Here is a 24,327-nt window from a genome sequence, read left to right as displayed (position 1 = left end):
CTACACGGAGTAGCTAGATGTTTCATCTCGATACTTACGGCACGTTAGTTGCCGCTACGCTGGTCCTGCTGCTTGGGGGCAAATGCGTACGCTCCATTCCTCTGCTGAGAAAATATACTATTCCTGCTCCTGTTGCCGGTGGTTTACTGGTGGCGCTCCTGCTCTTGGTTTTGAAGAAAACGGTGAACTGGGAAGTCGGCTTTGATATGTCGCTGAAAGACCCATTAATGCTGGCCTTCTTTGCCACTATCGGCCTGAATGCCAACCTGGCGCGCCTGCGGGCGGGGGGCAAGGCACTGGTCGTGTTCCTGTTCGTGGTGCTGGGTCTGCTGTTGGTACAGAATGCCATCGGTATCGGCATGGCGAAAATGCTGGGCCTGGATCCATTAATGGGGTTGATTGCGGGCTCGATTACGCTTTCTGGTGGGCATGGCACCGGGGCGGCCTGGAGCAAGGTGTTCATCGAGCGCTATGGGTTTGAAAATGCCACCGAAGTGGCCATGGCCTGCGCCACCTTTGGTCTGGTGCTGGGTGGCCTGATTGGTGGCCCGGTAGCCCGCTATCTGGTGAAACACTCCTCAACGCCGGAAGGCACACCGGATGACAGCGTGCAGCCGAGCGGCTTTGAGAAGCCGGAAAGTGGCCGCCTGATCACCTCGCTGGTGATGATCGAAACCATCGCCATGATCGCCATCTGCCTGAGCCTCGGTAACTTTATTGCCGGGTTATTGAATGGCACGGCCTTCGAACTGCCGACTTTTGTCTGCGTGCTGTTTGTTGGCGTGATCCTCAGCAACACCCTGTCGGCAACGGGCTTCTACCAGGTGTTTGAGCGTGCGGTCTCCGTACTGGGTAACGTGAGCCTGTCGCTGTTCCTGGCGATGGCGTTGATGAGCCTGCGCCTGTGGGAGCTGGCTTCGCTGGCCTTGCCAATGCTGGCTATCCTGGCGGTGCAGACGCTGGTTATGGCGTTGTATGCCATCTTCGTGACCTATCGCGTGATGGGGAAAAACTACGATGCTGCCGTGCTGGCTGCGGGGCACTGCGGTTTTGGCATGGGGGCGACGCCAACGGCCATTGCCAACATGCAGGCGATCACCGATCGTTTCGGCCCTTCGCATCTGGCATTTTTGGTGGTGCCGATGGTGGGCGCGTTCTTTATCGATATCGCTAACGCCATCGTGATCAAGCTGTACCTGATGCTGCCTGTATTCCCGGCGATCGGCTGAATCATCAAGTAGTGGCAGCCCCTCTTCAGGGGCTGTCTTTTATGCGTGCCTCGAACAGCTTTAGAAATTGAGCCTGTGTTCTGCCTACGATGTATACCTTCAATAGCGTTAACCCCATTGCTTATTTAGCCATTTCTCCGTTTGAATATCCCTTCATTATTTTTGAATGACTCAAGCAAATTTACTTGGTAATTTTTTTGTATCGTCTGCGCTACTATATAAATTCAAAAGGAAGTTATCGTATATATAGAGTTAAATAATAAGGAAGATGGAAGGTACCTTTATGAAAAATGAACATCATGTATTAAAAGCAAGCATTGCCTCTCTGTTTATATTAAGCCTTGCCGTGAGTGCAGCAGCAAATAAACCTGATGATTTCTCTTCAATGTCCGATTCCCATGCTGAACAACGCATCAATAAGAGTTTGGAGGAGTTTAAAGCAGAAAGGAAAACTGTCGAAAAAAATCTGCAAAACTTTGATGATCTGGACTTTAATGTCTACAGCCATCAAAAGTGGGATGAAATGCACAGAAGTCATGCAGAGGATATCATTGTTCATTATCCAGATGGCTCGGTGACCCACAATCTAAAAGAACACTTAGAGAAATCCAAGAAGATTTTCGCTTTTGCCCCTGACACCGAGAACCCTATACACCATATACGTATCGGCCAGGATAAGTACACGGCGGTCACCGGCGTATGGCGAGGAACGTTCACCAAACCAATGATACTGTCAGACGGTACGGTTATCCAACCCACAGGTAAACGTTTTGAGATAGAGATGGCAACCATAGGCCGTTGGAATGACAAAGGCACCATGGATGAAGAGTGGCTGTTCTATGACGATTACACCTTTATGAAGCAATTAGGGTTGTTGAAATAATATGTAGAGTCACCTTTAATTATTAATATTACAAAAGCTGGTGCTCCTGATGGGGCACTCTTTTGTATGTTAGTTAAGATTACAAGGGGTACAATTTCTGTATTGATCCAATAATAATATTATTGTTCGTTTTTTGAATATAATGGCTAGACATAACAATAAAGACAAGTTTGGCGTAGGGTAATTCTCCATTTTTCCAAGCGGGCTCCGGTATAGGCCCCCTCTTTCATTAGGGGGAAGATGCTTAAGCGTTTGAGTAGCGAGCCGTTTCTGGTAACCAGCGCTCAATTAAGGCATGTGCATGCTGCGGATACTGCTGGTGAATATGGCGTGCTACGCGCTGGACTTCGGGGATCATGGCCTGATCGCGTAACAAATCGGCCACTTTAAACTCTGCACTGCCGGTTTGGCGCGTTCCCAATAGCTCACCCGGCCCACGGATCTCCAAATCTTGCTGGGCAATAACAAAGCCGTCGTTACTGTCGCGCAGCACCTGCAGGCGTTTTTGGGCGGTTTTGCTGAGCGGGGTTTTATACAGCAGCACGCAGTGAGAGGCTACCGCACCACGGCCAACCCGGCCACGCAGCTGATGCAACTGGGCCAAACCAAGCCGCTCTGGGTTTTCAATGATCATCAGGCTGGCGTTTGGTACATCAACGCCCACTTCAATCACCGTGGTGGCTACCAGCAATTGCAGTTCACCCTGTTTGAAGGCCTGCATTACCGCCTGTTTCTCCGCTGACTTCATGCGGCCATGCACCAGCGCCACCTTCAGTTCCGGCAGTGCAATCTTCAATTCTTCCCAGGTTGCCTCTGCGGCCTGGGCTTCCAGTAAATCAGACTCTTCGATCAGCGTGCAGACCCAATAGGCCTGGCGACCTTCTTCGATACAGGCGCTTTTTACCCGCTGGATGATATCGGCCCGGCGCGTATCGGGGATCGCCACCGTTGTCACCGGCGTACGGCCCGGCGGCAATTCATCGATCACCGAGGTGTCCAGATCGGCGTAGGCGGTCATCGCCAGCGTGCGCGGGATTGGCGTGGCGGTCATGATCAACTGATGAGCATGGAATCCTTGTTCTTCGCCTTTCTCCCACAGCGCCAGCCGCTGATGCACACCAAAGCGGTGTTGTTCATCGATAATCACCAGGGCCAGGCCATTAAACTGCACCTGCTCCTGGAAAATGGCGTGCGTCCCGACCACCATCGACACCTGACCGCTGGCAATGGCTTCCTGTTGGGCGAGGCGTGCTTTGCCCTTTTGCTTGCCAGCCAACCAACCCACCTCAATCCCCAAGGGTTCAAACCACTGGCGGAAGTTATTGGCGTGTTGTTCGGCGAGTAATTCGGTGGGGGCCATCAGCGCCACCTGTTTGCCGTGAGCAATGACGCGTAGTGCGGCCAGGGCAGCAACCAGAGTTTTACCTGAGCCGACGTCGCCCTGTACCAGGCGCATCATCGGGAAACCTTTTTGCAAGTCCGCTTCAATATCTGCCACAACCCGAGTCTGAGCACCGGTAGGAGAGAAGGGGAGCTGGTCCAGGAAGCGGTTTTTCAGCCGATCGTCAGGCGTTAGCGATAATGCCCGGTAGCTTTGCGCACCGGCACGGACGGCCAACATGCTGAGGTTATGCGCCAGCAGCTCTTCAAGGATTAGGCGTTTCTGTGCCGGGTGCTTGCCCTGTTCCAAATTAGCCAGTTGGATATCCGGCGGTGGACGGTGCAGCATATGCAGCGCCTGTGGCAGGCTCATCAAACCGCCGCTTAATTCTGGTGGCAGCAGCTCGGCAATCGCACAGGTATCCAGCAATTCCAGCGCCTGATCGGTCAACTTGCGCAGCGTGGCTTGGCGGATCCCTTCGGTGGTGGGATACACCGGCGTCAGGGCTTCTTGTAGCTCGACCTCGCTGTTTTCCCCCTGGACACGGTATTCCGGGTGGATAATTTCTGCGCCGTGGGTGCCGCGTTTGACTTCGCCATAGGCCGTTACGTGGCGGCCAGTAGCCAGGCTGTTCTTCATCGCCGCGTTGAAGTTGAAGAAGCGCATAGTCAGGATGCCGGTGCCGTCGCTGATCTGGCAGGTGAGCATGCGGCGGCGGCCAAAACTGATATCGCTGCGCAGCACTTCCCCTTCCACCGTGGCAAAAATGCCCGGCAGCAGATCGTTGATTGGGTAGAGGCGGGTGCGGTCTTCGTAACGTAACGGGAGGTGCAGCAGCAGATCCTGGATGGTATTCAGGCCAATTTTGGCCAGTTTCCCCGCTTGGCTGGCTCCAACCCCGGAAAGAGTAGTGAGTGGGACGGCATCCAGCAGGCGGCCTTTCATCGGCGTACCGTCGTTGCCTGCATGGCTGCCCACCATTCGGCGTCGGCAACCACTTGGCCTTGATCGTCAATCTGCGGGCGCGGCAGCTTTTTGCGCTTGGCCACGTTGGCTAACACCGGATAGCCGCCTTCAAACAGCAGGCGTTGCTGTTCCTGCTCATCTAACGCGCTGAGATCGCGGCGATACATACCTGCGTTTTGCCGCTGGCGTTGGGCCTCATACAGGATCAGAGCCGCAGCGACAGAGACGTTCAGCGACTGCACCATACCGATCATCGGAATGATAATGTCCTGATCGGCCAGGGCTAGTGCCTCTTCGGTGATGCCGGTTTTTTCCTGCCCCAGCAGTATGCAGGTGGGGCGGGTATAGTCTATTTCGCGAAAATCGACGGCGCGGGCAGAAAGGTGAGTTGCCAGGATCTGCATCCCTTGGCCTTTTAGATGCGTGACTGCATCGGCGATGGTGGGATGGGTTTTTACGCTCACCCAGCTATTGCTGCCCGCAGCGGAGGAGACCAGGGTACGCATCCGCGGGGTAGGCCACACGGCATGCACCTGATGTACGCCGACGGCATCGGCGGTACGGATAATCGCGGAGACGTTATGCGGTTTGTGAACCTGTTCCAGGCAGACCGTCAGATCGGGCTGCCGGGTGGCCAGCATTTCACAAATCCGCGCATAGCGTTCGGGGCTCATAGGCGCTAGTTTCGGTTACGGTTAACTTTAATCACATCCGGCATGATACGGATCTTACGCATAATATTTGCCAGGTGGATGCGATCGCGGGTGGTCAGGCGGATAAAGGCGCTGTAGACCCGGCCATCTTTCTCTTCGGTATTCAGGCTTTGAATATTCGATTCGGCCGCGTTAATCGCCGCCGTGAGGTTGGCCAACGCACCTTGATGGTTGAACATGTCCACTTTGATTTCCGCAATGAACTCCTGCTCGGTTTCCATATCCCACTCGACCGCCATGAATTTCTCTGGCTCTTTCTGGTAGCCGCGGATATTACGACAGGATTCATGGTGAACCACCAGGCCCTTGCCCGGGCTGACATGGGCAATAATCGGATCGCCTGGAATTGGGCGGCAGCACTTGGCAAAGGTGATCAGGACGCCATCGGCGCCTTTGATGGCCAGGTTGCGCACGCCGTTCGAGGAGCCCAGGCTGGACTGATCGCCCTGCAGGTTCTTCGCGACTACCACGCTCATGGCATTACCGAGGCCGATTTCTGCCAGCAGATCGTCCAGCGTGGCCAGCTTCATGCGATCCAGCTCATGCTGGATATTCTCTGGCGGCACTTCCGAAAGTTTGCGGCTGCCCCCGAGCGCATGGTTGAGCAAACGGCGGCCCAGGCTGACGGAATCATCGCGCTTGAGGTTTTTCAACATCTGGCGGATCTTGGCGCGGGCTTTGGAGCTCACCACAAAGTTCAGCCAGGCGGCATTTGGCCGGGCACCCGGAGCGGTGATGATCTCTACCGTCTGGCCACTGGCTAAAGCTTGTGACAACGGATGCGGCTGGCGATCGACACGTGCGCCAACGCAGGCGTGGCCGATATCGGTATGCACGGCGTAGGCAAAGTCGACCGGTGTGGCACCGGCAGGCAGCTCGACAATGCGCCCTTCCGGGGTGAAAACGTAAATCTCATCGGGGAACAGATCGGATTTTACGCTTTCAATAAATTCAAACGAGCTACCGGCGCTTTGTTGCAGCTCCAGCAGGCTCTGCATCCAGCGCTGGGCGCGGATCTGTGCGGTAGTGCCGCCAGTTTCGCCCTGTTCCTTTTCTTTATAGGCCCAGTGCGCGGCGACCCCCATTTCGGCCATCTGATCCATATCTTCGGTACGGATCTGTACCTCAACCGGCACGCCGTGCGGGCCGATCAGTGAGGTATGCAGTGATTGATAGCCGTTAGCCTTGGGAATGGCGATATAGTCTTTTACCCGGCCCGGGCGCGGCTTATACAGGCTGTGTGCCTGGCCCAGCACCCGATAGCAGGTATCCACTTCTTTGACGATCACCCGGAACGCGTAAATATCCATGATGGAATGGAAGCGCTGTTCTTTCAGATGCATCTTGCAGTAGATGGAGTAGAGGTGCTTTTCCCGCCCGCTGACGCGGCAGGGGATACCCGCTTCGGTCAAACGACCTTCGATCTCGGAGAGGATTTTCTGGATCATCTCCTTACGGTTACCGCGCGCGGCTTTCACCACTTCTTTGATGACGCGGTAGCGGTTCGGGTAAAGCGCTTCAAAACCCAGCTCTTCCAGCTCGGTTTTCAGATGATGAATACCCAGGCGGTGGGCCAATGGGCTATAGATTTCCAGGGTTTCACGGGCGATACGCCGCCGTTTGTCCGGGCGCAGCGAGCCAAGCGTTCGCATATTGTGGGTGCGGTCCGCCAGCTTGATCAGCACGACGCGGATATCCTGCACCATCGCCATGATCATCTTGCGGAAGTTCTCCGCCTGCGCTTCTTTCTTATCCTGGAATTTTAATTTGTCTAGCTTGGATACGCCCTCAACCAGTTCGGCAACGCTTTTGCCAAACAGCTGTTCCATATCCTGATAGGTGGCCGGGGTGTCTTCGATGACGTCGTGCAGCAGGGCTGCCATCAGCGTCTCATGATCGAGACGCATTTCCGCCAGAATACAGGCCACGGCGACCGGGTGAGTAATGTAGGGCTCACCACTGGAGCGTGTCTGTCCCTCGTGAGCATCACGTGCGACGAGGTATGCCTGTTTGAGGCGCTTAATCTGCTCCTCAGGCAAGTAACGTTGAATCAGCAGATTCAGGCTTTCAAACAGGTACAAGGCAGACTCACAGTCTAATTAACGACGACCTTCAGCAATCGCGGTAACCGCCTGGATCTCTGCGGCTTCCTGCTCTTGCTGCTCCTGGCGCTCACGAACATCGAGGATCTGGCTGTTGATCAGGCCTTCTTCGATTTCGCGCAGAGCGATAACGGTGTACTTATCATTCTCTTCAGGTACCAGTGCATCCTTACCACCGGTCTGGATTTGACGTGCCCGACGAGCAGCGACCAACACCAGGTCAAAACGGTTACCAATTTTCTCTACAGCGTCTTGAACAGTTACGCGTGCCATATTTGTGCTACTCCACAGGTGACGAAAAGACTGGGCATAATACTGAAACTGTCTTCAGTCTGCCAATAGTTTGCTGATTAAAGCATCATGCCGCAGCATTTGACGGCCCAAACGCAAGCGTTCGGCGCGAATAATGGTCTTCAGATCGGACAGGGCCAGATCGAAATCGTCATTCACGATTAAATAATCATACTCCGCGAAATGCGTCATCTCCGCGACGGCCTGCGCCATGCGCTTGGCGATCACGTCATCCGCATCTTGCCCACGGCCACGCAGGCGGCGGCCAAGCTCTTCCTTCGACGGCGGCAGAATAAAGATGCTGCGCGCCTGGGGCATTTTGGCACGGATCTGCTGTGCGCCCTGCCAGTCGATATCCAGGAAGACGTCAACGCCGGTCGACAGTACCTGCTCGATGGCCGCGCGGGACGTGCCGTAATAGTTGCCGAACACTTCTGCGTGCTCAAGAAACGCATCCTGCTCAATCATCCGGCGGAATTCGTCTTTGGAGACGAAAAAGTAGTGCTCGCCGTGATTTTCACCCGGGCGGCTATCGCGCGTGGTGTGTGAAACCGAAACCTGCGTATCGTACAGCGGTTGCGTCTTTAACAAAGCCTGAATCAGACTTGATTTCCCTGCGCCACTTGGGGCAGAGACAATATAAAGCGTGCCTTGAGCCATGATGATGTTCGTTGCTAGCGGTTGATGAGTCAGTGACAGCGGATGTGTAAATTCTCCGCACAGTATACACGGCTAACGGGCGGTATGCAGCGTTAGCTCGCATTTTGGCCGTCGCTTTCTGCTAAAAACAGCGTGAAAAAGTCAATTTGCACGGCGGATCTGGAAATTTTTGCCGTTTTCAGCAAATACGCATTCCTTTTGGGAAGCGTTTCGCACCTCCGGTTTTTGACGTTAGCCAGCAAAGGCGATTGAGTATTTACTGCCGGGAAGCAAGGAGGTACTCAATGTGGAGAGGTATTTATCGGGCGCTGGTGTTGGTTGGAATGCTGTGTAGCTCGGCATGGGCTGGAGATTGTCCAGTGTGGTCGCCAGAGCGCTTACAGGTGGAAATTTCTGCGCTGGATGATCAGCTCGGGCGCTGGGATGAGGCTTATTATCGCCTGGGTAACAGCCCGATCGACGATGAGCTCTACGACAGCCTGCTGCAGCAACTGCAAGATTGGCGGCGTTGTGTCGGTGTAGCAGAAGACTGTACGCGGCCATTGCCAGCGGGCAAAGTACCGCATCCGGTGGCGCACACCGGATTGCGTAAACTGCGCAACTCGCGTGCCATAGAACAATGGATGCAGGGCCGCCACGATCTGTGGGTGCAACCCAAGGTTGATGGTGTGGCGGTCACTTTGGTCTACCGGCAAGGCGTATTGGTGAACGCCATTAGCCGGGGAGATGGGCAGAAGGGTGAAAACTGGCTGGAAAAGGTCAAGGCGATCCCCGCTATCCCCAACGTTTTACCGGAGGTTACGGCCAATTTGGTACTGCAAGGGGAGCTGTTCCTGATGGTGAACGATCATCACCAGCAAACCCAAGGGGGCATCAACGCCCGCTCCAAGGTTGCCGGGATGCTGATGCGTAATCCGCGCACTGCGCAACTTGAGCAGCTTGGCCTGTTCGTCTGGGCGTGGCCCGATGGCCCGCCAACCATGGCCGAACGCTTGCAACAGCTTGCCGCCATGGGTTTTACGCTGCCGCAGCAATATTCACAACCGGTCACCACGTTGGCGGAGGTGGAGCAGTGGCGGGCAGCTTGGTACAGCGACCCTTTGCCGTTTGTCACCGATGGCGTGGTGATCCACCAAGGGCAAGAACCTCGGGGGCGCTACTGGCAGGCCAAACCCAATGACTGTGCGGTTGCCTGGAAATATACCCCGGTCCAGCAAGTGGCCAGAGTCACGGATGTTGAGTTTGCCATTGGCCGCACCGGAAAAATTGCCGTGATGCTACGCCTGGATCCGGTGCGTATGGACGATAAATGGATCCGGCGGGTTAACGTGGGCTCGCTGGCCCTGTGGCAAAAATGGGACATCGTGCCAGGCGATCATATTGCGATTAGCCTGATGGGGCATGGCATCCCGCATTTGAAACAGGTGGTCTGGCGTGAGGTTGCCAGGGCAACACCCATTGCGCCAAAACCGGAGAATTATCATGCGCTGAGCTGCTTTACCTTGCAGCCCGGATGCCGCCAGCAGTTTCTGGCGCGGCTGGTTTGGTTGAGCAGTGCCAATGGGCTGAACATCATCGGGTTGAATAAAGCTGGCTGGCAGGTGCTGGTCGATCAGGGATTGGTGAATAACCTGCTGGATTGGATGGAATTAACCCCGGAACAGCTCAGCGCGGTGCCCAGCTTGGGGGCAAAGCGTGCACAGGCCCTTTATCGCCAATTTCGTCTGGCGCAGCGGCAACCTTTCGAGCGTTGGCCGATCGCCCTCGGCGTGCCAATTTCGTCATCACAGCTGGCAACGCTACAAAATTGGCCGCAGGTACAACAGATGACGTTGGCACAGTGGCAGGAACTTGCTGGCTTGGGTGCGCAAAAAGCCAGAAAAGTGCAGGAATTTGTGCAACACCCTGCCTTTCTGGCACTGGTTCAAATCTTGCAGCAGCACCATATCAGCGGCTTCGATGCGGTTCCCAATCGTGCCGAACCGCTTGGCGATGCGTTAGTGAATTAATGATCGGGATGCTGATAGTTAAACACCGGCAAGCCAAGGCGAAAGCGCAGTGCGATCAGACGAGCGCTGAGGCCAGCAACCAGGGTAATAATTATCACCATGTTATGCGGCAAGTTAAGGTATTGCAGGCCGATATACAGCCAGGCAGCGGCAAAAGCGATGCCTGCATAGATTTCCTTCTGGAAAACCAGCGGGATACGGTTGCAGAACATATCGCGCAGCACCCCGCCGAAAACGCCGGTGATCACGGCGGCAATGGCTGCGATCAGTGGGGCATGGCCCATATCCAAAGCCACCTGCGCGCCGATGATCGAAAATACGATCAGCCCAATGGCGTCCAACACCAGGAACAGATGGCGCAGGTGGCGCATCAGCGGAGCCATCCAGGTGGTGATAATTGCCGCTATGGCTATGATAACAATATACTCAGGGTGTTTAACCCAGCTCAGCGGGAAGTGCCCAAGCAGCATATCACGCACCGAGCCCCCGCCAATGGCGGTAGCGGAGGCGATAAAAATCACGCCAAACAAATCCATTTGGCGGCGGCCTGCGGCTAACGCGCCGGTCATGGCTTCTGCGGTGATGCCGATGATATAAAGAATGCTCAGTAACATAGGGAATTCACAGGGTCGGAGGGCTAGAGTGTCAACGCCGGAGGGTAACGAGCCTGGTGGCAACGCACCACTGAGTTTTTTTGTTGGTGTCGCTTTCGAATTACTTTACCTAATGCTAAATAGGTGATTTTTGCTTACTACTAGTCTCTAGTGCTACTTGTGATTTTTACAGCACATTAGAAATTTATCGTTAGTGTCTGTTGATGATTATTTAAGGAATATGAAAGCGAGATGAAAAACACCCCGATATTGGCAGTCGCCGTCGCCATAACCTTGCTGTTGAGCGGCTGCGTAGCGCCAGTGCAACAGGCATCACCGTTAAAACCGGCAGCAACGTGCAGCATCGGCGAGCCGATGACCCAAACCACGCTCTATTTTGGCTTGAATCGCCCGGCAGGGCCGGTAATTACGGCGGCGGAATGGCAGACCTTTGTCGATCAACAGGTAACCCCGCGTTTTAAAGATGGGCTATCGGTCTTTGATGCCAAAGGGCAATGGCTGGGGAACGATGGCAAGCTGGCACGGGAAAACAGCAAGGCGTTGATGTTGATCCATAGCCCTGATGCGGGCAGTGAGCAAAACATTGAGGCGCTGCGCACTCACTATAAACAACAGTTTGCCCAAGACTCGGTGATGCGTGTCGATGCGCCGGTGTGCGTCGCGTTTTAATGAATACCCGGCTTGCCGCAAAAGCTTCAAGCCGGGTAGCGATTTTACAGCACCAGCCCGGCAACCGCTGCCGAAAGCAGGCTGACCAGCGTGGAGCCGTAAACCAGCTTCAGGCCGAATCGGGACCACGTTGCCCTGGCGTTCGTTTAACCCCTTGATGGCCCCGGCAACAATGCCGATGGAAGCAAAGTTGGCAAAGGACACCAGGAACACCGAGAGGATCCCCAAACCACGTGGGGACAGCTCTGCCGCGATTTTTTTCAGTTCAATCATCGCCACAAACTCATTGGCGACCAGCTTGGTGGCCATGATGCTGCCAGCCCGCAGCGCATCAGGTGTTGGAATGCCGATTAGCCAGGCCAGCGGGTAGAACACGTAGCCCAGGATCTGCTGGAAACTGATGCCAAAAATGGCGGCGAAAATGGCGTTCACGGCGGCGATCAGGGCGATAAAGCCGATCAGCATGGCGGCAATGATCATCGCAATTTTGAAACCCGCGAGAATATATTCCCCCAACATTTCAAAGAAGCTCTGCTCTTCATGCAGTTTATTCAGCTTGAGTTCCGGCTCGTCGTCCACCTGATAAGGGTTGATGATCGAGAGAATGACAAAGGTGCTGAACATATTGAGGATTAACGCGGCTACTACGTATTGTGCGTCGATCATCGCCATATAGGCACCCACGATCGACATCGAAACCGTCGACATCGCGGTGGCTGCCATGGTGTACATCCGGCGTGGGGAGATATCCGCAATGATGCCCTTATAGGCAATAAAGTTTTCCGACTGGCCTAGCACCAGCGTGCTGACGGCGTTGAAGGACTCCAGCTTTCCCATGCCGTTCACTTTTGAAAGCAAAGTGCCCACGACGCGGATCACCAACGGCAAGATGCGGAAATGCTGCAAAATACCGATCAACGCAGAGATAAAGATAATCGGGCACAACACGCCGAGGAAGATAAAGGCCAGCCCCTGGTTGCTCATACCGCCGAAAACAAAGTCGGAGCCTTGTGCTGCAAAGGCCAGCAGGATGCCAAAGAAATCGGCTACGTGCTTGATAACGCCCAGTCCGCTGGCTGAATGCAGGAAGAAATAGGCCAGTGCGGCTTCAATCACCAGCAACTGAATAATATAACGTGGGCGGATTTTCCTGCGGTCATTACTGACCAATAACGCGAGAACGACAATCACCACCAAGGCTAAAATAAATTGCAAAATTTGCGACATAAACAATCCGAACGGCATACAGGCTAGGAAAGCGCTATTTAGCCACAGCCCGTGGTGCCTTTCATTACCCCGCATGACGATTAGAACAAAATACTTTGGTCGAGAGTTATGCGTTCAGATTATTGCTGGCCATCGGCGGCCAGCAGCGTTTCATCGTGAAATTGCCCCTATAACAATAGTGGGTTAAGCGTTATTTCGCCTGGCCCAGCACGTTACCCTCCCAGCCCTGTTGGGCATAGTCGTTAAGATGGGCGATCTTACGCACCGGCTGCCCTTGGCTGAAGTTGATGTCATTCAGCGGAACCCAAACCTGCGAGGCCGCAAAGGCGGACTTGAAGTGATACTCCGCATGGCTCAGATCCGAAATTGCCGTCCAGTAAGTCCCGATGCCTTTGTTCTGGTCCGGGCGCTTGCTGTATTTGGCATACATGTCGGTGACCTTTTGTTCGCTTGGCTCTGCCGGTGAGCCGATCGGATAAGCCACGTTATTAAGCACCGATAAGATGAAGCCCTGTGCCTGGTTTTTATTGTCCGGCTGCGGCAGGTTTTTCAAATCATAGCTGGCGCGCACCAAGCGCTCATCCGCTTCCAAGCCACCAGGGATCTCGCTGCGCGTGGCATTCTGATACTTGGCCAGATTCTGGAGTTGTTTATCGTAAGAGGGGGGATTGGTCATCACCCGATAATTTTTGTCGTGATAGATATTCACTTTGCCATTATCGATCTCAATGATGGCAGAATCACCGCTAACGTCCTCGATCGCGATGTGTTTGGTATCCGAGGCGTAATCGATAGGCATATGGGCGGCGGCCAGGCGTACGTCGCTACGGATGGCTTTAACCGCTTCATCAACGGTGGCGTAGTTATCCAGGATGTAGCTCAACCAGGCGCGGCTTTCGATCACCGGCTTGTCCTGATTGTCCTGCTGCACCTGGCTGCCGTTCATATAAAACAGCGTATGGCCCGCTAGCCCCTTTTCATTCATACCGTCCATTGGGAATACGCCATCGGCATATACCACGACGCTGCCGTAGTGGGTTTGCCACTGGGCGGCGTTCTTCGCATCCCCGCCGTTATGCGCAATACCGCGTGGTGTGATCACCAGTGAGGGATCTACCGGCCCGAAGAAATCCAGATTGCGTGCGCTGACCATATAGCCTGGGTACATATTCATAAAGGCGCGGGTGCAGGCTTGCGCCCCGGTTGCCAGGCTGGCGCTGAGTGCGGCACCTACCAGTAGGGCTGATACGCTGTGTGTGAACTTTTTCATGGTTATTTTCCTTAGCTGAATGGGGTGAACGAAATAATGGTAAGCCCGCGAACTCATATCGTAGAGTGGATGAACGGGGGAAATCCCCCGCAATTTTGTGGAGGAGAGATGGGGAAGATAGGTTTTTCTTTGGCGCAGATTGAAGCTTTCGCCAGCGTTTGTGAGACCGGCAATCTCACCCAGGCCGCTAAGCGGCTGGGGAAGGATCGCACCACCGTCAGTGAACTGATCGAAAATCTGGAATTGGATCTAGGCTATTCCCTGTGCGATCGTCGTACCCGCCCATTGCAATTGACCGAGGCGGGCCAGCGCCTTTACCGGCAAGCTCGGCTGTTTTTGCAGGAGGCAGAGGCTCTTAGCCTGCTGGCTCAGCATATTCCGCAGCAGGTGCGGCAGAAACTGACGCTGTGCTATGACCCGTTTACTCCGCGCACTTTTTTAGCGGAACTGGCGATGTTTCTGGGCCAGCGCGGCATTCAGCTTGATTTGCTGATGATGGAGCGTGGCGAGGGTGAGCAAGCGTTGGCAGACGATGTGGCGGATATTGGCGTTTATCAGGCGATCAACCGTTCGATTGGCGAAAAATTTAAGTGGCGAGCCTTAGGGGCCATTGAGTTGGCCGTCTATGCTCGCGAGGGTTTTTTCCCCGCTGGTAGCCCGGTCACCTTGCTGTCGCTGGCATCCAGCACCCAACTTATTCCCTTTTATGATCTGCCCGAGCCGATGGCGAAGCGCCTGCAAATCGCCGATCGCATCCAGGTCGTCAATGAACCGGCTTTGCTGCAAACGTTGTTAACCGCCGGGCTGGGATGGGCATTCCTGCCAACGCATCTGAACATGCAGCACTTGCAGCAGGTTGAGCGGCTCGATACGGAATTGGGGAAACAAGGGTTGATGCACCCGATGGTGGCACTGTGGAAGCCTGGGGCCAATAGCGAGTTGCTGAGCCTGATCGAAAGCATGCAGCAGATCTTTGATGGTTCAGTAGTCGCTTGAGGAGATTGTCGCCCCCTCATGCGAAGGGGCGAATTTCAACGGTTTACTGCTCGTCTTTCTGCTCTTCAGCCTCGACCTTACGGTACCAGCGTGGGTGATGCTTCTTCGCCCAGCGGCGGCTGACCTTGCCTTCAATCATGCCTTTGATCGAGCCTTTCACCCAGAATGCCATATACATATGGATCAAAATGGCGTGGATCAGCACGATCGCCGATGCAGCGTGGATCAACAGCGCATAGCGGATCACCGGGATCGGGAAGTTGTGGGCGAAATAAGGGCGCCAAATGATAATGCCGGTGATCAACAGCACGAAAATCATGCTCATGATGCTCCAGAACATCATCTTCTGGCCGGCATTATATTTGCCGACGTCAGCGACCTTATGCTCATTGCCCTTCAGCACTTCCACGATGCCCTTGACCCACGGCAAGTCCTCTTTCTCGGGAATGTTATGCTTCACAAAACGGAAGAACATAAACATCAGCGCGATAAAGATCAGTACACCAAAGAAAGGATGCAGGATGCGACCCATCTGCGGCGTACCAAAGGTCTCGGTCAGCCATTGCAGCGTGGGGAAGAACAGCGCAATGCCGGACAGCGACACCAGGAAGAAGCAGATGACCACCGTCCAGTGACAGGCCCGGTCGATAAACTTGGTGCGAACGATCATTTTACTTTTGCTCATGATGGTCCTCCTCGTCTTCATCATCCACTTCCTTGTTCGGGCCAATGCCGATGTAGTGGTAAATCAAACCGGCAAAGGTGGCGATGAAGCCCGCCACGGATAAGGGTTTGAGTACGCTTTTCCACAACCCGATCGACAGATCGATATGCGGGTCTTTTGGCAGATTGTGGTACAGCTCGGGGTTATCGGCATGGTGCAGTACGTACATCACGTGGGTGCCGCCAACGCCTTGCGGGTTATACACGCCCGCATGTTCAAAGCCGCGTTTCTTCAGCTTTTCGACCCTCTCCTGTGCCACGTCCAGCATTTCTGCCTTGGTGCCAAAGTGTATTGCGCCCGTTGGGCAAGTCTTCACACAGGCCGGTTCCTGGCCCACGCTGACGCGGTCAACGCACAGGGTACATTTGTACGCCCGGTTGTCTTGCGGGTTCAGCCGTGGAATGTTGAACGGGCAGCCGCTGATGCAGTAACCACAGCCGATGCAGTGCTCGGACTGAAAATCCACGATGCCGTTGGCATATTGGATAATCGCCCCGGCAGACGGGCAGGCCTTCAGGCAACCCGGATCTGCGCAGTGCATGCAGCCATCCTTGCGGATCAGCCATTCCAGCTTGCCGTTCTGCTCCACTTCCGAGAAACGCATCAGCGTCCAGGATTTGGCACTCAGATCGGCGGGGTTGTCATAAACCCCGACGCAGTGGCCCACTTCATCGCGAATGTCGTTCCATTCGGAACAGGCCACCTGACAGGCCTTGCAACCGATGCAGGTGGAAACGTCAATCAGCTTGGCGACCTCGACCTTGTAATCACGCGCTTGCGGAGGCGGCGTCAGGGTGTTGGTGGCCGAACGTTTGATAATGTCTTGGGATTGCATGGACATAAATTCGGCTCCTTACACCTTTTCCACGTTAACCAGAAACGCCTTGTATTCCGGCGTTTGCGAGTTGGCATCGCCGACAAACGGCGTCAGGGTGTTGGCCAAGTAGCCTTTGCGGGCTGCCCCTTCAAAGCCCCAATGCAGTGGAATACCGATGGTGTCGACATCCTGCCCGTTAACCTTCAGGGTTTGCAGACGGCGGGTCACCACGGCTTTCGCCTTGATAAAGCCGCGTTTGCTACTGACCTTGACGGTATCGCCTTGCTCAATCCCTTTCTCCTTCGCCAGCCGTTCACTGATTTCCACGAACTGCTCTGGCTGCATGATCGCGTTAAGGCGCGCGTGCTTGGTCCAGGTGTGGAAATGCTCGGTCAGACGATAGGTGGTACCGACATAAGGGAACTCGGATTTATCACCCATGCGCTTGGCGTCGGACGGATAGAGACGGGCCGCCGGGTTAGAGATCACGTTTGGATGCAGTGGGTTGGTGCCCAACGGCGTTTCAAACGGCTCGTAGTGTTCCGGGAACGGACCTTCGGCCATTTTGTCGAGGGCAAACAGCCTGCCAAGCCCTTCCGGTTGCATGATGAACGGCCCAACACCGCTGCCCGGTGCGGCGGTGTTGTAGTCTGGAATATCATTCCCGACCCACTTGCTGCCGTTCCATTCAATCAGCATGCGTTGCGGATCCCAAGGTTTACCCATTGGGTCGGCGGAGGCGCGGTTGTAGATAATGCGGCGGTTCAGCGGCCATGCCCAGGCCCAGCCCAGCGTGTTGCCCAACCCGGACGGATCGCTGTTATCACGGTTGGCCATCTGGTTGCCCTTGCTGGTCCAACTGCCGGTATAGATCCAACAGGCTGAAGCCGTGCTGCCGTCATCGCGCAGCATCGCGAAGGAATCCAGCAACTGGCCTTTTTTCGCCAGCAGATTGCCGTTGGCGTCATACAGATCTTCCAGCGCGTAGCCGTTACTGTCTTTGGCCACTTCCTCGGATTCTGGGTGGTCTGGCCGTTCATAGTGCCAGCCCATCTTCAGTAGTGGCTCGACACCTTTACCGCCCTCGCTGCCGTACATCTGGCGCAGGCGATGATACAGGCCGGCCAGGATCTCGCCGTCGGTAATCGCTTCACCTGGGGCATCGCCGCCTTTCCAGTGCCATTGTAGCCAGCGGCCGGAGTTGGCGATCGAGCCGTCTTCCTCGGCAAAGCAGGTAGATGGCAGCCGGAACACTTCGGTTTGGATCGACGCGGTATCGACATCGTTCATCTCGCCGTGGTTTTGCCAGAAATTGGAAGTTTCCGTAACCAACGGGTCGATGATCACCAGATACTTCAGCTTGGCCAGTGAGGCGACCACCTGATTCTTGTCCGGGAAGGAGGCGACCGGGTTAAAGCCCTGGCAGATATAGCCGTTGACCTTATTCTGATCCATCATCTGGAAGTACTTCATGACGTCGTAGGACTGATCCCACTTCGGCAACCAATCAAAGCCCCAGTTATTCTCTTTCTGGGCAGCGTCGCCGTAGAAGCTCTTCATCAGGCTGACGAAGAATTTCGGGTAATTGCTCCAGTAGTTAACCTGGCCAGGCAAGGTGGCCTTTGGCGTATTGGCGGCCAGATAGGTAGTCAGATCGGTCTGTTTATCCGAAGGCAGCGTCAGGTACCCCGGCAGGCTGGTGGACAGCAGGCCAATATCGGTCAACCCCTGAATGTTGGAGTGACCGCGCAGGGCGTTGATGCCGCCGCCAGCCATGCCCATGTTGCCGAGCAGCAACTGGATCATCGCCATGGTACGGATGTTCTGCGCGCCGACCGTGTGCTGGGTCCAGCCCAAGGCGTACAGGAAGGTGGTGGTACGGTCTGCTGCGCTGGTGGAAGCCAGGACTTCACACACCTTCAGGAAATCTTCCTTTGGGGTGCCGCAGATGTTTTCCACCACTTCAGGCGTGTAGCGGCTGACGTGTGCTTTCAGCAGGTTCCAGACGCAACGCGGATGCTGGAGCGTATCATCACGCAAGGCATAACCATCTTCACCGAACTGGTAGTTCCAGGTGGTTTTGTCGTACTGACGTTTGTTGTCGTCATAACCGCTGAACAAGCCATCTTCAAACGTAAAGTCATCCCGGACCAACAGGTTGGCGTTGGTGTAATGCTTCACGTATTCAGCGTTGATCTTGTTGTTGGAAATCAGGTACAGCAACACGCCCGACAGGAAGGTAATGTCGGTGCCGGAGCGTATCGGCGCGTAGATATCGGCGACCGATGCGGTACGGGTAAAGCGGGGATCGACGACGATTAACGTGGCGTCGTTGTTGTTTTTGGCTTCCATCGCCCAGCGGAATCCCACCGGATGCGCTTCAGCGGCGTTGCCGCCCATCACCATCACAACGTTGGCGTTTTTGATATCAACCCAGTGGTTGGTCATCGCACCGCGACCAAATGTTGGAGCAAGACTTGCTACCGTTGGTCCGTGTCAGACACGCGCTTGGTTATCAACTGCCAGCATGCCCAGCGATCGGACAAACTTTTGTGTCAGCATGCCGGTTTCGTTACTGGCCGCAGAGGCGCATAACATCCCGGTGGAGAGCCAACGGTTTACCGTCACGCCAGCGGCGTTGGTGGCTTCGAAGTTGGCATCCCGGTCATTTTTCATCAGCCTGGCAATGCGGTCAAAGGCATCATTCCAGCTGATGCGCTGCCATTTATCTGAGCCAGGCGCGCGATACTCAGGATAACGCAGGCGGCTATCACTGTGGATATAGTCCAACAGGCCCGCACCTTTCGGGCACAGCGCCCCGCGGTTTACCGGGTGATCCGCGTCGCCTTCGATATGGAAAATCGTCGATTTGGCGTTTTTTGCCCCATCGCCCAGGCTATACATCAATAAACCGCAGCCTACGGAACAGTAGGTACAGGTGTTGCGGGTTTCTTTGGCGCGCAATAATTTGTAGTTGCGCGTTTCCGCTAACGCAGCCTTGGGCGCGAAGCCTAATGCTGCCACCGTGGTCCCAGCCATCCCGCCAGCGCAGATTTTAAAAAACTGTCTGCGATTGACGTCCATTGCTTTCCCTAATGCTTATCAGTGGTTTTTTAGTCATGGCAAACTAACAGCAATAACCCAAGCGTTATTGAGGGAAATCAACATAAGGGAGAGTTAGCGGGAAAATACTCCTTAATAAGTAGCCAGCGGTGCGGTGAGTAATCCTTAATTTATCGCGTTCGGTATAAATTGGGTAAGTGGTTAATTTACCTTATTAATTTCAAGTGAAAACTATCTGTAAATATTGAAGATAAACCTGTTTCACCGATTGCCGGGAGAATTATCGACGGCATTGAGTTTCCCATTTCCGAATGGGTATTTTTTTAAGTGGTTATTTTCTTGCAAGAAATAGAGTTAATTTGGAATTTGCTTCGCAAAGTTAATACGCATTCCGATCGAATCGTTGAATAGTTCGTTTTATGAGCAACAATAGGCAGGGAACTAGCCGCGAGAATGACGGTTAGATTTTTAAGGACGGAAACCATGATGCAGACCTACCTGACGTTGCGTGCGTTGGCGAGGGGGATTAACCCAGAAACGGGGGAGTTTTTGAATCATACCTCGCTGGTTCATTCCCCAGAGACGATCCGGATGCTGTTTGCCCTGGCGGATGAGTTTTACGCCGAGCGAGAACGGGTGAAAAAGGCAAAGTTATCACCCGAGGAGCGGCGGCAGAAAAATATTGCCGAGGGTCGGCCTGCCAACTTCAATTTCCCCTGGTCGGAAGAAGACAGGAAGCTATTGGAGGAAGGCTACAGCGCTGGTAAAACGATAGAGGCGTTAAGCGTGGAGTTTGGGCGCTCACTGCGCGGCATTGCGGTTCAGCTTGAAAAAATGGAGCTGATCACCGAAGAGCAGGCCGCCGCTTATAACTGATCGGGTTAAGCCTCCCTTCAGGAGGCCACTTGTCAGCAAGCTTCAATCCACAGGCGAGGTGGGTAGGCGAACGATGTCCTGATTGTCGTTCCCCATCCAATAAACGCCTTCTTTTGCCCAGAATGGGCCTTCGACAAAGTCGAGCAGGTCGGAATACTCTTCGTAGAGCAGCTTGCCGTTGCGGTCATAAACCCGCATGTAGCCGGAGTAATGCCCGCCATCGCCAGGCATGGTGAAACGCGGAATAAACTCGAAGGTTTTATAATTGCGCACCACATACTGTTTGTTGGGGCTCCACTCTTCGTATCGCAGTGTCCCTTGTTTCCACCACAGGAAGCTGCCAACAATGGCCGCCACCAGGATCGCTAGCGCTACCCAGCGCTTACGCTCGCGTACCAGAGTTTCTTGGCTTTTTATTTTTGGCATCAGTGTTCTTTCAGACCCATTCCAATTTCGCTTTTGGCCAGCATACCAGTACCGCCGCTTTTACTGACCTATGTCACATACATAGGCCGTATCAATCTCTATCATGCTGCATAACGTCCGAGGTTCGGAGTTATTTGGAGTCACATCCCTCATGCAGCATCCTACCTTCCCGACGCCATTTCCCTCTTTTCCGTATCACCCAACCCACTGGGGTAAAGGATCTTATCGTGGAGACATCAACGCCGTCTACGGCACGGTTTTATGCCTTGCGTCTGTTACCGCAACAAGACCTGCTGGCTGCACTTCGTGATTTTATCCGGCAGCAGGGTTTGCGTGCCGCCTGGATCAGCGGTTGCGTCGGCAGCTTGAGCGACGTGGCGTTGCGTTTTGCCGGTTGCGAAGGCACCACGTTGTTGAGCGGAAAATTTGAAGTGGTCTCACTGATTGGCACGTTGGAGGCCGGAGGCGAACATCTGCATCTGGCCGTGGCCGATGAGCATGGTTATATGACCGGCGGCCATGTGATGGCAGGCTGCACAGTGCGCACCACGCTCGAATTGGTGATTGGGGAATTGAACGATGTCGTATTTAACCGACAACCTTGCGCGCTTTCAGGCTATGACGAATTAAACGTCGAGCAACGCTAATTTTCCTACTTTTTGAGTGAGGTTGTTATGGCACGTAATGGGTTATCGAGTCAGACGTTGGTGTTGATGGTGATTTCAATTGCTATCAACATGATTGGCGGGCAGTTGGTATCGATGCTGAAGCTGCCTATTTTCCTCGATTCTATCGGTACCTTGCTGAGTGCAATTCTCGCCGGGCCGATCATCGGCATGTTGACCGGTTTATTGACCAACCTGATCTGGAGCCTGCTCACCGGCCCGATTGCGGCCGCATTCGCGCCGGTGGCAATGGTGATTGGTTTGGTGGCTGGCTTATTGGCGAGCATCGGTTGGTTCCGGACGTTACCAAAAGTGATCTTAAGCGGTGTGGTGATCACCTTGGCTGTGACGATTGTTGCCGTACCGATCCGTACCTATCTGTTCGCCGGGGTCACTGGCAGTGGCGCAGACTTCTTTGTCGCCTATGTGCATTCAATGGGTAGCAATCTGATCGAATCCGTCGCAATGACCGTTCTGGGGATCAACCTGATAGATAAAGTGCTGGTTGCCATCATCGTCTGGCTATTGGTACGTAATATGTCGCAGCGCACCTTGCGTAATTTCCCCGCAATGGCTGCCGTGCGTTAATGCACCCGTTTACCTCGCTGGCTCTTTGGCTGGTACTGGGTACCAGCAGCTTGCTGATGCCGTTTGGTTATCCGTTGCTAGCCTATAGCCTGGCGAGCTTTCTATTGCTGATCCTGATGAAAAGCACCCGACATCGTTGGCGCTATGTGGCGTGGATCATGTTACCCATGGCGGGTGGCTTATGGCTGGTGCATAGCGGTTGGCTGGCATGGTGGCTACGGGGGGAGGCGCGTGATGATAGCGAAATGCTCAACGCTGCCGCGCTCTGGCTACGCTTGTTGGCGTTGCTAAGTTTTGGGCAAATCTGGCTGCAATACGTGCCGCCGCAGCATGTTATTCGCGCTCTGTTTGCCAGCCGTTTGCCGCTCGGGCTGGCCTACCTGCTGGCAGGGCCGCTGTTGGTTGCTGAACAGCTGCGAGCGCAACTGGCCGCGATTTACCAGGCACAGCTGGCGCGAGGCGTGCCGCTAGACGGCTATTGGTATCAACGATTGCGCTACATTCCGGCATTGGTTATCCCGTTAACCCACAGTGCGTTGAATGATTTAACCGCGCGCAGCACGGCGCTGGATATGCGTGCTTTTCGGCTGTATCCCAGACGCACAACGCTATGGGCACCGAGCGACAGCCCGCTGCAACGTAGCGTGCGCTATGGCTTGCTGTTGGTGGCGGCATTGGAAATAGGAGCCTGGCTGTGGTTGTGGCACTGAATGCGCTGAGCTTTATTCCTCAAGGTAGTCGCTGGCAGTTGGAAAGCATCGATCTACATTGCGAGGTTCCAGGTTTATATGGCATTAGCGGTGGGAATGGCAGCGGAAAAACCACGCTTGCCCAGCTGTTGGCAGGCTGTTTCCCCGACTTCTTACCCGGCACAATACAGGGTTCAGGAGTGGCCCTCGGTGAGGAAATAGGTTCGCGCCCGCTGGTTGAAATGGCGCAGCAGGTGCAGCTCATTCAACAGGCACCCCAGCTGCAACTCTCCGGCTGTACCTTCACGGTCGAAGAGGAGATCGCCTTCGGGCCGGAGAATCTGTGCCTGGATGAAGCTGAGATCATGGCGCGTATCGAACAGGCGCTGACGTTTACCGATTGCCACGCCTTACGCCATCGTCATCCAGCTACGCTCTCTGGCGGTGAGGCACAACGGGTGGTGATGGCCTGTGCGCTGGCGATGCGCCCACGGCTACTATTGTTGGATGAAGCCTTTAGCCGCCTGACACCTGAAGCTACCGCCAAGCTGTTACAACAGCTGGTTACTTACGCTAATCAGCAGCAGTGCGTGGTTTTGCTCTTTGAGCGGTCACTCACCAAGGTTGCCGCTTATTGCCTGCAAACCTGGGCGCTGGAGCAAGGCAGGCTTTCATTATGCTAACGATTGAATCGCTGGAATATCAGTGGCCAGGCGTGAGCGAACCCATCATTAACGGTTTGGATTTGACCATTGAGGCGGGGGAATGGGTGGCCTTGATCGGGGATAACGGTGCCGGGAAATCCACGTTATTACGCCTGATGGCCGGGTTGCTAAAACCGACCGGCGGCAAGGTTCTCTTGCAGGGTCAAAATATTGCCACCCTTAAAGCGGCACAGCGTGCGCCGTTGCTGGGAGTATTATTTCAGGAAGCAGAACGGCAGATATTTCGTAACCGGGTACGCGATGAGATCGCTTTTGGCTTACACCATCAGGGTGTGCGCGGCGATAGCCTGGAGCAGCGTGTTGCTCAAACGCTGGCGCTTTGTGAGCTAACGGATGTTGCGGATGCTCACCCATTGGATTTACATGCCGGTCAGCGGCGTATGGTAGCCGTTGCCAGCCTCGCTGCCGTTGCGCCACCTCTGCTGCTGTTGGACGAACCCAGCCGTGACTTTGATAGCTATTGGTTAGGAGTATTTGCCCGTTGGTTAGCGGTTTGCCGTTCGCAAGGCACCACCGTGCTGGCCATTAGCCATGATTATGTTTTTGTTAAAACGCACTTTCCGCGCGTGATCCGTTTGGCTGATGGGGTTATTGCGGAGGATGGCGATGCGGGTCGGATAGTGGGCTAGCCTTAAGGCGAACCATTACGAGGATATCCTCGCAATGGCTTAGGCACAGGTTACTGATGATAAGCTTTGCCCTATTCGTGTCGTAGGGGCTAAGCAAAAATGCGCCCGTTAAGTG

Annotated in this window: 22 protein-coding genes and 1 pseudogene; 11 read left to right on the top strand and 12 right to left on the bottom strand. The window is 54.5% G+C overall.

The window, feature by feature from the left end; all coding sequences use genetic code 11:
- Positions 1–17 precede the first annotated feature (17 nt).
- The gene (gene gltS, locus KGP26_RS27920; protein ID WP_094981549.1) at positions 18–1,229 is read left to right on the top strand and encodes a sodium/glutamate symporter; all 1,212 of its coding nucleotides are present in this window, start codon (positions 18–20) and stop codon (positions 1,227–1,229) included.
- Between the two features lie 283 nt (positions 1,230–1,512).
- Entirely contained in the window at positions 1,513–2,112 is a 600-nt protein-coding gene (locus KGP26_RS27915) for an ester cyclase (RefSeq protein ID WP_059201926.1), read from the top strand.
- 244 nt (positions 2,113–2,356) lie between these two features.
- Here KGP26_RS27915 and recG read toward each other — a convergent pair whose 3' ends face one another.
- The 5 genes from recG to gmk are packed head-to-tail and all read right to left on the bottom strand — an operon-like array spanning position 2,357 to position 8,225.
- The gene (gene recG, locus KGP26_RS27910; RefSeq protein ID WP_218520347.1) at positions 2,357–4,438 is read right to left on the bottom strand and encodes an ATP-dependent DNA helicase RecG; all 2,082 of its coding nucleotides are present in this window, start codon (positions 4,436–4,438) and stop codon (positions 2,357–2,359) included.
- Positions 4,435–5,133 (bottom strand): tRNA (guanosine(18)-2'-O)-methyltransferase TrmH, encoded by a 699-nt coding sequence (gene trmH / locus KGP26_RS27905; RefSeq protein ID WP_024482947.1) that lies wholly within the window; start codon positions 5,131–5,133, stop codon positions 4,435–4,437. The genes recG and trmH overlap by 4 nt, the downstream gene beginning before the upstream one ends.
- A gap of 5 nt (positions 5,134–5,138) precedes the next feature.
- Positions 5,139–7,253, bottom strand: a complete 2,115-nt coding sequence (spoT, locus tag KGP26_RS27900) for a bifunctional GTP diphosphokinase/guanosine-3',5'-bis pyrophosphate 3'-pyrophosphohydrolase (RefSeq protein ID WP_024482946.1) — start codon at positions 7,251–7,253, stop codon at positions 5,139–5,141.
- Positions 7,254–7,271: 18 nt separating this feature from the next.
- On the bottom strand, positions 7,272–7,547 hold the full coding sequence (gene rpoZ / locus KGP26_RS27895) for a DNA-directed RNA polymerase subunit omega (RefSeq protein WP_024482945.1): 276 nt from the start codon (positions 7,545–7,547) through the stop codon (positions 7,272–7,274).
- Between the two features lie 54 nt (positions 7,548–7,601).
- Positions 7,602–8,225 carry a guanylate kinase gene (gmk, locus tag KGP26_RS27890; protein ID WP_024482944.1) on the bottom strand — a complete coding sequence of 208 codons (624 nt, stop codon included), beginning with the start codon at positions 8,223–8,225 and terminating at the stop codon, positions 7,602–7,604.
- A gap of 284 nt (positions 8,226–8,509) precedes the next feature.
- Between gmk and ligB the strand changes: the two genes are divergently transcribed.
- On the top strand, positions 8,510–10,234 hold the full coding sequence (gene ligB, locus KGP26_RS27885) for an NAD-dependent DNA ligase LigB (RefSeq protein ID WP_223498628.1): 1,725 nt from the start codon (positions 8,510–8,512) through the stop codon (positions 10,232–10,234).
- Here the strand turns inward: ligB and KGP26_RS27880 are convergent.
- On the bottom strand, positions 10,231–10,848 hold the full coding sequence (locus KGP26_RS27880; RefSeq protein WP_024527839.1) for a trimeric intracellular cation channel family protein: 618 nt from the start codon (positions 10,846–10,848) through the stop codon (positions 10,231–10,233). The genes ligB and KGP26_RS27880 overlap by 4 nt on opposite strands.
- Positions 10,849–11,079: 231 nt before the next feature.
- Here KGP26_RS27880 and KGP26_RS27875 point away from each other — a divergent pair, with 231 nt between their 5' ends.
- Positions 11,080–11,517: a DUF3574 domain-containing protein gene (locus KGP26_RS27875; RefSeq protein ID WP_223664838.1), complete on the top strand. Its 438-nt coding sequence runs from the start codon at positions 11,080–11,082 to the stop codon at positions 11,515–11,517.
- A gap of 44 nt (positions 11,518–11,561) precedes the next feature.
- Here the strand turns inward: KGP26_RS27875 and KGP26_RS27870 are convergent.
- Together KGP26_RS27870 and KGP26_RS27865 are read right to left on the bottom strand one after the other, a co-directional pair.
- A pseudogene (locus tag KGP26_RS27870) lies at positions 11,562–12,744 on the bottom strand (NupC/NupG family nucleoside CNT transporter).
- Positions 12,745–12,934: 190 nt separating this feature from the next.
- The gene (locus KGP26_RS27865) at positions 12,935–14,014 is read right to left on the bottom strand and encodes a linear amide C-N hydrolase (protein ID WP_223664837.1); all 1,080 of its coding nucleotides are present in this window, start codon (positions 14,012–14,014) and stop codon (positions 12,935–12,937) included.
- Positions 14,015–14,122: 108 nt separating this feature from the next.
- Between KGP26_RS27865 and KGP26_RS27860 the strand changes: the two genes are divergently transcribed.
- Positions 14,123–15,010 carry a LysR family transcriptional regulator gene (locus KGP26_RS27860; RefSeq protein ID WP_223664836.1) on the top strand — a complete coding sequence of 296 codons (888 nt, stop codon included), beginning with the start codon at positions 14,123–14,125 and terminating at the stop codon, positions 15,008–15,010.
- Positions 15,011–15,053: 43 nt separating this feature from the next.
- Here KGP26_RS27860 and fdnI read toward each other — a convergent pair whose 3' ends face one another.
- From fdnI to fdnG, 3 genes are read right to left on the bottom strand one after another with little or no spacing between them, the layout of a single operon-like run.
- Entirely contained in the window at positions 15,054–15,695 is a 642-nt protein-coding gene (gene fdnI / locus KGP26_RS27855; RefSeq protein WP_024482937.1) for a formate dehydrogenase-N subunit gamma, read from the bottom strand.
- Positions 15,682–16,575: a formate dehydrogenase subunit beta gene (gene fdxH, locus KGP26_RS27850; RefSeq protein ID WP_024527856.1), complete on the bottom strand. Its 894-nt coding sequence runs from the start codon at positions 16,573–16,575 to the stop codon at positions 15,682–15,684. Before fdxH ends, fdnI begins: the two co-directional genes overlap by 14 nt.
- Positions 16,576–16,587: 12 nt before the next feature.
- Entirely contained in the window at positions 16,588–19,635 is a 3,048-nt protein-coding gene (fdnG, locus tag KGP26_RS27845) for a formate dehydrogenase-N subunit alpha (protein WP_094981555.1), read from the bottom strand.
- A 465-nt stretch (positions 19,636–20,100) separates the two neighbouring features.
- Between fdnG and KGP26_RS27840 the strand changes: the two genes are divergently transcribed.
- Positions 20,101–20,490 (top strand): hypothetical protein, encoded by a 390-nt coding sequence (locus KGP26_RS27840; protein ID WP_024482934.1) that lies wholly within the window; start codon positions 20,101–20,103, stop codon positions 20,488–20,490.
- A 42-nt stretch (positions 20,491–20,532) separates the two neighbouring features.
- Here KGP26_RS27840 and KGP26_RS27835 read toward each other — a convergent pair whose 3' ends face one another.
- Positions 20,533–20,916, bottom strand: coding sequence for a hypothetical protein (locus KGP26_RS27835; protein ID WP_094981556.1), 384 nt, complete (start codon positions 20,914–20,916; stop codon positions 20,533–20,535).
- Between the two features lie 224 nt (positions 20,917–21,140).
- Between KGP26_RS27835 and KGP26_RS27830 the strand changes: the two genes are divergently transcribed.
- From KGP26_RS27830 to KGP26_RS27810, 5 genes are read left to right on the top strand one after another with little or no spacing between them, the layout of a single operon-like run.
- Entirely contained in the window at positions 21,141–21,563 is a 423-nt protein-coding gene (locus tag KGP26_RS27830; RefSeq protein ID WP_155621791.1) for a PPC domain-containing DNA-binding protein, read from the top strand.
- Positions 21,564–21,590: 27 nt separating this feature from the next.
- Positions 21,591–22,169 carry an ECF transporter S component gene (locus KGP26_RS27825; RefSeq protein ID WP_223664835.1) on the top strand — a complete coding sequence of 193 codons (579 nt, stop codon included), beginning with the start codon at positions 21,591–21,593 and terminating at the stop codon, positions 22,167–22,169.
- Positions 22,169–22,879: an energy-coupling factor transporter transmembrane component T gene (locus tag KGP26_RS27820; RefSeq protein WP_223664834.1), complete on the top strand. Its 711-nt coding sequence runs from the start codon at positions 22,169–22,171 to the stop codon at positions 22,877–22,879. The genes KGP26_RS27825 and KGP26_RS27820 overlap by 1 nt, the downstream gene beginning before the upstream one ends.
- Positions 22,864–23,541: an energy-coupling factor ABC transporter ATP-binding protein gene (locus KGP26_RS27815; protein WP_371824929.1), complete on the top strand. Its 678-nt coding sequence runs from the start codon at positions 22,864–22,866 to the stop codon at positions 23,539–23,541. Before KGP26_RS27820 ends, KGP26_RS27815 begins: the two co-directional genes overlap by 16 nt.
- Entirely contained in the window at positions 23,535–24,212 is a 678-nt protein-coding gene (locus tag KGP26_RS27810) for an ABC transporter ATP-binding protein (RefSeq protein ID WP_223664833.1), read from the top strand. Before KGP26_RS27815 ends, KGP26_RS27810 begins: the two co-directional genes overlap by 7 nt.
- The last annotated feature ends 115 nt before the right edge of the window (positions 24,213–24,327 follow it).

Source organism: Serratia sp. JSRIV002 (genome assembly GCF_019968725.1).
In the GTDB taxonomy this organism is placed as follows: Bacteria; Pseudomonadota; Gammaproteobacteria; order Enterobacterales; family Enterobacteriaceae; genus Chania; species Chania fonticola_B.
The sequence above is the reverse complement of the archived record's forward strand: the minus strand, read 5'-3'. Positions and strand labels throughout refer to the sequence as shown.

Excerpts from the sequence above, each read along its gene's own strand:
- gltS (WP_094981549.1), top strand. The coding sequence starts at position 18 with ATGTTTCATCTCGATACTTACGGCACGTTAGTTGCCGCTACGCTGGTC.
- KGP26_RS27915 (WP_059201926.1), top strand. The coding sequence starts at position 1,513 with ATGAAAAATGAACATCATGTATTAAAAGCAAGCATTGCCTCTCTGTTT.
- recG (WP_218520347.1), bottom strand. The coding sequence starts at position 4,438 with ATGAAAGGCCGCCTGCTGGATGCCGTCCCACTCACTACTCTTTCCGGG.
- trmH (WP_024482947.1), bottom strand. The coding sequence starts at position 5,133 with ATGAGCCCCGAACGCTATGCGCGGATTTGTGAAATGCTGGCCACCCGG.
- rpoZ (WP_024482945.1), bottom strand. The coding sequence starts at position 7,547 with ATGGCACGCGTAACTGTTCAAGACGCTGTAGAGAAAATTGGTAACCGT.
- gmk (WP_024482944.1), bottom strand. The coding sequence starts at position 8,225 with ATGGCTCAAGGCACGCTTTATATTGTCTCTGCCCCAAGTGGCGCAGGG.
- ligB (WP_223498628.1), top strand. The coding sequence starts at position 8,510 with ATGTGGAGAGGTATTTATCGGGCGCTGGTGTTGGTTGGAATGCTGTGT.
- KGP26_RS27880 (WP_024527839.1), bottom strand. The coding sequence starts at position 10,848 with ATGTTACTGAGCATTCTTTATATCATCGGCATCACCGCAGAAGCCATG.
- KGP26_RS27875 (WP_223664838.1), top strand. The coding sequence starts at position 11,080 with ATGAAAAACACCCCGATATTGGCAGTCGCCGTCGCCATAACCTTGCTG.
- KGP26_RS27865 (WP_223664837.1), bottom strand. The coding sequence starts at position 14,014 with ATGAAAAAGTTCACACACAGCGTATCAGCCCTACTGGTAGGTGCCGCA.
- KGP26_RS27860 (WP_223664836.1), top strand. The coding sequence starts at position 14,123 with ATGGGGAAGATAGGTTTTTCTTTGGCGCAGATTGAAGCTTTCGCCAGC.
- fdnI (WP_024482937.1), bottom strand. The coding sequence starts at position 15,695 with ATGAGCAAAAGTAAAATGATCGTTCGCACCAAGTTTATCGACCGGGCC.
- fdxH (WP_024527856.1), bottom strand. The coding sequence starts at position 16,575 with ATGTCCATGCAATCCCAAGACATTATCAAACGTTCGGCCACCAACACC.
- KGP26_RS27840 (WP_024482934.1), top strand. The coding sequence starts at position 20,101 with ATGCAGACCTACCTGACGTTGCGTGCGTTGGCGAGGGGGATTAACCCA.
- KGP26_RS27835 (WP_094981556.1), bottom strand. The coding sequence starts at position 20,916 with ATGCCAAAAATAAAAAGCCAAGAAACTCTGGTACGCGAGCGTAAGCGC.
- KGP26_RS27825 (WP_223664835.1), top strand. The coding sequence starts at position 21,591 with ATGGCACGTAATGGGTTATCGAGTCAGACGTTGGTGTTGATGGTGATT.
- KGP26_RS27820 (WP_223664834.1), top strand. The coding sequence starts at position 22,169 with ATGCACCCGTTTACCTCGCTGGCTCTTTGGCTGGTACTGGGTACCAGC.
- KGP26_RS27810 (WP_223664833.1), top strand. The coding sequence starts at position 23,535 with ATGCTAACGATTGAATCGCTGGAATATCAGTGGCCAGGCGTGAGCGAA.